The following is a 4418-nucleotide window of genomic DNA, read 5'->3' on the forward strand; positions in this document are numbered from 1 at the left end:
GCTGGTAGACCATGAACAGCGCCAGCGCGAGCAGCGCCCGCTTCGAGCCCACCGACGCCAGCGTGGTGACGGCCACCAGCAGCGCGGTGATGACGCTGCCGATGTACGGGATGAGCCCCAGGATCATCGCCACCAGGCCGAGCGGCAGGAAGTACGGCACGCCCAGCGCCAGCGACATGCCCGCCGTGAAGGCACCGCCCACGCTGACGATGAGCAGCGTGCCGACGAGATAGTTGCCCACCGCCTCGCGCATGCGGCCCACCACGCGGCGCACGCGGGGACGGCTGCGCGGACGCACCCAGCCCAGGATGCTCGCGTAGAGGTCGTGCCCGAAGAGCAGGCCGAACACGGCCAGCGCCAGCACCGTGATGCCCGCGCCCAGCAGCTCCACCGTGGACGACAGCACGGTGATGAGCGGCTTCGCCAGGATGCCCGGCTCCATGTTGAACGCGTCCTGCGGATGCGAGAGCACGCCGAAGTGCTCATCCAGCTTCCGCACCCAGGGAGCCTGGGTCAGCTCCGCGAAGAAGCCCGGCGCCGCCTCCACCAGGTGCTGGAGCTGCTCCACGAGCAGCGGCACCAGCGTGAGGATGAGCAGGCCGATGACACCCAGGAGCGTCAGCGCGATGAGCGCCACGCCGAGTCCCCGGCGCAGGCCCCATGACTGCAAGCGCCGCACGACGGGCTCCGCCGCCAGTCCCAGGAGCAGCGCCGCCGCCAGCAGCGTGAGCACGGGCCCCAGGCTCTGCATCGCCGTGCCCAGCAGCACGAGCAGCACCACCTGGGCGCCCACCGACCAGACCGTCCGGGGAGGCACGTAGACCGGAAGTCCCCTGCGCGAACCCTTCATGCTCCCAAGGTAGGGAGCACCTTGCAGGCAGGCGACGGGCCCCCTCATGCCAGTCCGGGTTGACCCGGCGTGAAGACGGAGGCCGGCCGGAGGGCAGGCGGCCAGGGAGGCGGTCGTGAAAAGAACCGCGTCTACCAGGAGTCGCTGCCACCGCCTCCGCCCGAGGATCCGCCCCCGCCGCTCCAGTCCGACGAGGACGACGAGGACGACGAGGACGACGAGCTGGACGAATCACTGCTGTAGGAAGAGGACGACGAGGAGCCGCCTACCGAGACGACGAAGCCCCAGCCCTTTTGACTCCGGAGCCTGGAGCGCAGGTAGAGCGGCAGCCCCACGAACAGGAATGGGAACGCGGCGAACATCGAGCAGAACAAGCCCATGATGCTCAAGTTGAGGAATTCCGAAAGATTGCGAATGGGCTCGGGTGACAAGACCTGGCCAACCAGCGCGAACCACAAGGGGAGGATGATCAGCAACAGGCCCCGGACGATCCGCTTCCGCTGAAGCAGGGACCACCCCCAGAAGAACAGGCCCAGCAGCACGCCATACACGCCGAGGATGAGCACCGGCGGCCGGGGGCCGGACCATCCGATGGAGACGAAAGCGGCGGGAGGCAGCGCCACCATCAGCGCCGCCACCACGGAGTTCTTCGTGTCCCCAAGGCCTGCCCCCTGGAGCTGGAGCAGCAGCCGCGCCACCACGCAGGCCGTCATGGCCAGGGCCATGAGGAACAGGCCCGACTCGAACGGCGTCCAGGATGACGCCCTGGCACCGGGCCCCGGAAGCGCATCGGTGGACACCTGCACACGCACCCCCGCGATGATGGCGAGCAGCGCGGACTCGAGCCGGCCCTCGCGCAAGAGCGGGCCCTGCGCATGCAGCAGGGCCGTCGCCTCGCCATCCGTCAGCGAAGACTCCAGGCCGTAGCCGACCTCCAGCCGCGAGCGCCGGTCACCGCGTGCGATGACCAGCAGCACGCCGTTGTCCCTCCCCGCCTCACCGCCCTTCCACTGCCGGAAGACCGCCTCCGCGTAGTCCTCGATGGGCTGACCGTCCGTGGTCTCCACCAGCAGCACCGCCATCTGCACCTGCTTCGCGGCGCGCAGGTCCACCAGGGCCCGGGAGACAGATTCCGTCTCCGGCGCGGTCAACATCCCGGACGGATCCGTCACCGGCCGCGTGATGGACGGCACGCCGGCCAGGACCAGCGCGGGCAGCAGCAACAGCGTCAGGAGGAGGCTCTTCACCATGAGGACACCTCCGGGGACAGCGGAAGCACCGGGGGCAGGCCGCTCAGGCGCACCACCCAGCTCGTGGGGAAAGAAGCCGCGGAGGCGTTGTACTCCGCGGCGCGTTCGTCGTAGCGGCGCCGCTCCACCGCCACGCGGTTGTCCGCGCCCGCCACCTCCGCGTCGCGGTTCAGGCCGGGCGTGAGCTGCTCCAACCGCGCGTGCAGGGCTTCTCGGCGCTCCACCACGTTGCGCACCTGGGCCCGCTTCTGCGCCACCTCCGCCAGCCGGGTGGTGAGGCCGTTGCGCACGATGAGCCCCGGCACGGCCAGCACGCCCACGAGCACCACGCCCGCCAAGGCTCCCCGCCGAAGCCTGGCGCGGAGCAGGAGCGACCGCCGTTCGCGAGCCCGGGCCTCGTCCTCGCGGCGGCGGGCCAGCGCCTCCAGCGCCTGGTCCACGTAGCGCGCGGGGATGTCCAGCTCCTCGCCGATGCGCCGCAGGTCCTCCGGGGTGAGCGTGTCCGGCGCGGCGTCCTTCTGCATCAGCCGCGTGGCGGTGGCGATGAGCTCGTTGACGTCGTCGTAGGCGACGGAGCCAGGCGACTGCCGCGTCCGTGTCACGTCTCCCATGACGTCCCCCTTCGCGCTTCAGCCCGACAATACGTCATTTCCGTCCCGCGCCCGATATTGCCCCTCACGTGCGTGGCGCGCCGCCGTCGCGCCGGGCAGACTGCCGCGCCCATGGACAAGCCCCAGACAATGCGGTCGTTCGTGAAGCTGCTGGTGACGGATGCCCAGGCCTCCGTGCGCTTCTATGAGGGCCTCGGCTTCGAACGCATCGCGTCGGAACCTCCCATCCTCCGCCTCCAGTGGGGCGGCGAGTCGGACGTGTACCTCGTGAGCCCTCCTTCAAGCCTGAAGCTGGAGGGACGAAAGGGCATGGGCGTGCTGGTGGGCTTCCGCGCGGGCTCGGACGGCGTGGACGCGGTGGCGGCGAAGGCGGCCGCGCTGGGCGCGCACGTGGAGGGCCCCACGGAGCAGCCCTGGTACACCCGTGAAATCGTCGTGACGGACCCGGACGGCTACCGGCTCAACTTCATCGAGCCGGCCTGACGCGCACGCCGCCCCGACACTTGATTGCCCCAGCGGCTTGCGCCAGCCTGTCACGGCCTCCGTGAGCCCACCCCGCTACTTCGTTCCCCACGCCGCCAGCCCGGTTGAACCCGTGCCGTGCGATGCCTCGGAGGTCGTCCACGTGCTGGACGCCTTCCGGCTGGAGCCCGCGTACCTGGGCGAAGCCGAGTGGTTCGTCTGCACCGACGTCGTGGGCCAGCTCCAGCTCATCCCCGGCAGTGAGCGCGCGCGGCTGCCCGCGTCCGTGCAGGCGCAGCTCGCGCACCACGAGGTCGCCTCCGGCAAGCCTCCGCGCCGCCTGGCCGCGGCGGAGCTGTTCTTCTTCTCCCCGGAGGTGGTGGAGCACCCCGCCGACGCGGACGGCTTCAACGACCCCGTCTATCTCTACGGCACCCTCACCGGTCCATGGCCCGGCAACGCCGTCACGCGCGTGAACGGGCAGCTGACCGTCACGCGCGGCGACGTGCTCGCGGGCTTCGCGCACGGCGCGCCGGACGCCTTCCACTACGTGAAGGACGCGGAGAGCCGCGACGTGCCCCGCGCGTACCATGCGCTGTTGCCGGGCGACCGCGCGGATCAGCTCGCGCAGGGACGCGGGCTCGTCCTCACCTACCCCGCCGTGCCCGCGGAGTTGCAGGCCCACCACGCGGCCAATGGCATGCAGGTCGCCAGCGTGCTGCACGCGGTGCTCAGCCAGCTCCAGGAGGACGCCCGCACGCACCAGGGGCCCAAGGAGCTCGCGGTGCTGGAGCTGCCCGTCCCGAGCCGCGCCATGGCCATCGCGGACCTGGAGCTGCGCGGCTACGAGGTGAAGGGCGACGTCGCCACGCCTCGCCCCACGAAGGGCGGACTGGTGGGGAAGGTCGCCGGGTGGTTCCAGGACGAAGCCGTGCGCGTGCCCCGCGAAGCGCCGCCGCCGGAGTTCCTGGAGCTCGCGCGCCGCGTGCTGCCCTGGCTTCCAGGCTGGCCCACGGAGACGGAGCGCACGCTGCGCAACCACGTGCTCGCGGGCACGCCGGTGACGCGCACGAACCTCCCCCGCGTGCCCGCACCGCCGCCCGCGGTCATCCCGCCGCGCATGCCCACGCCGCCGGTGCGCTCCAGCGAATGGATGCAGGACTTCATCGACTCGCACGGCAAGCCGGGCGGCGCGAAGCCCCGGCTCACGCAGCTGCAGCCGAAGCCCGCGCCCCGCCCGCCTCC

At 71.4% G+C, this 4418-nt stretch carries 5 protein-coding genes; 2 read left to right on the forward strand and 3 right to left on the reverse strand.

All coding sequences use genetic code 11. From position 1 onward, the window contains the following. The 3 genes from D7X55_RS36500 to D7X55_RS36510 form a co-directional block, all read right to left on the reverse strand. Nucleotides 1-817 (reverse strand): AI-2E family transporter (locus D7X55_RS36500; RefSeq protein WP_233610282.1); only part of this gene is annotated, 817 nt, incomplete at its 3' end. A gap of 164 nt (nt 818-981) precedes the next feature. Next, entirely contained in the window at nt 982-2100 is a 1119-nt protein-coding gene (locus D7X55_RS36505; RefSeq protein ID WP_121725447.1) for a YgcG family protein, read from the reverse strand. Then, entirely contained in the window at nt 2094-2711 is a 618-nt protein-coding gene (locus D7X55_RS36510; protein WP_121725448.1) for a LemA family protein, read from the reverse strand. Before D7X55_RS36510 ends, D7X55_RS36505 begins: the two co-directional genes overlap by 7 nt. 129 nt (nt 2712-2840) lie before the next feature. Here D7X55_RS36510 and D7X55_RS36515 point away from each other — a divergent pair, with 129 nt between their 5' ends. Together D7X55_RS36515 and D7X55_RS36520 are read left to right on the forward strand one after the other, a co-directional pair. Next, nucleotides 2841-3194 carry a VOC family protein gene (locus tag D7X55_RS36515; RefSeq protein WP_233610283.1) on the forward strand — a complete coding sequence of 118 codons (354 nt, stop codon included), beginning with the start codon at nt 2841-2843 and terminating at the stop codon, nt 3192-3194. Nucleotides 3195-3231: 37 nt separating this feature from the next. Further along, nucleotides 3232-4418: hypothetical protein (locus tag D7X55_RS36520; RefSeq protein WP_199747306.1), on the forward strand; the 1187-nt coding region annotated here is incomplete at its 3' end.

The sequence above is a fragment of the Corallococcus sp. AB049A genome (genome assembly GCF_003668885.1).
GTDB lineage: Bacteria > Myxococcota > Myxococcia > Myxococcales > Myxococcaceae > Corallococcus > Corallococcus interemptor.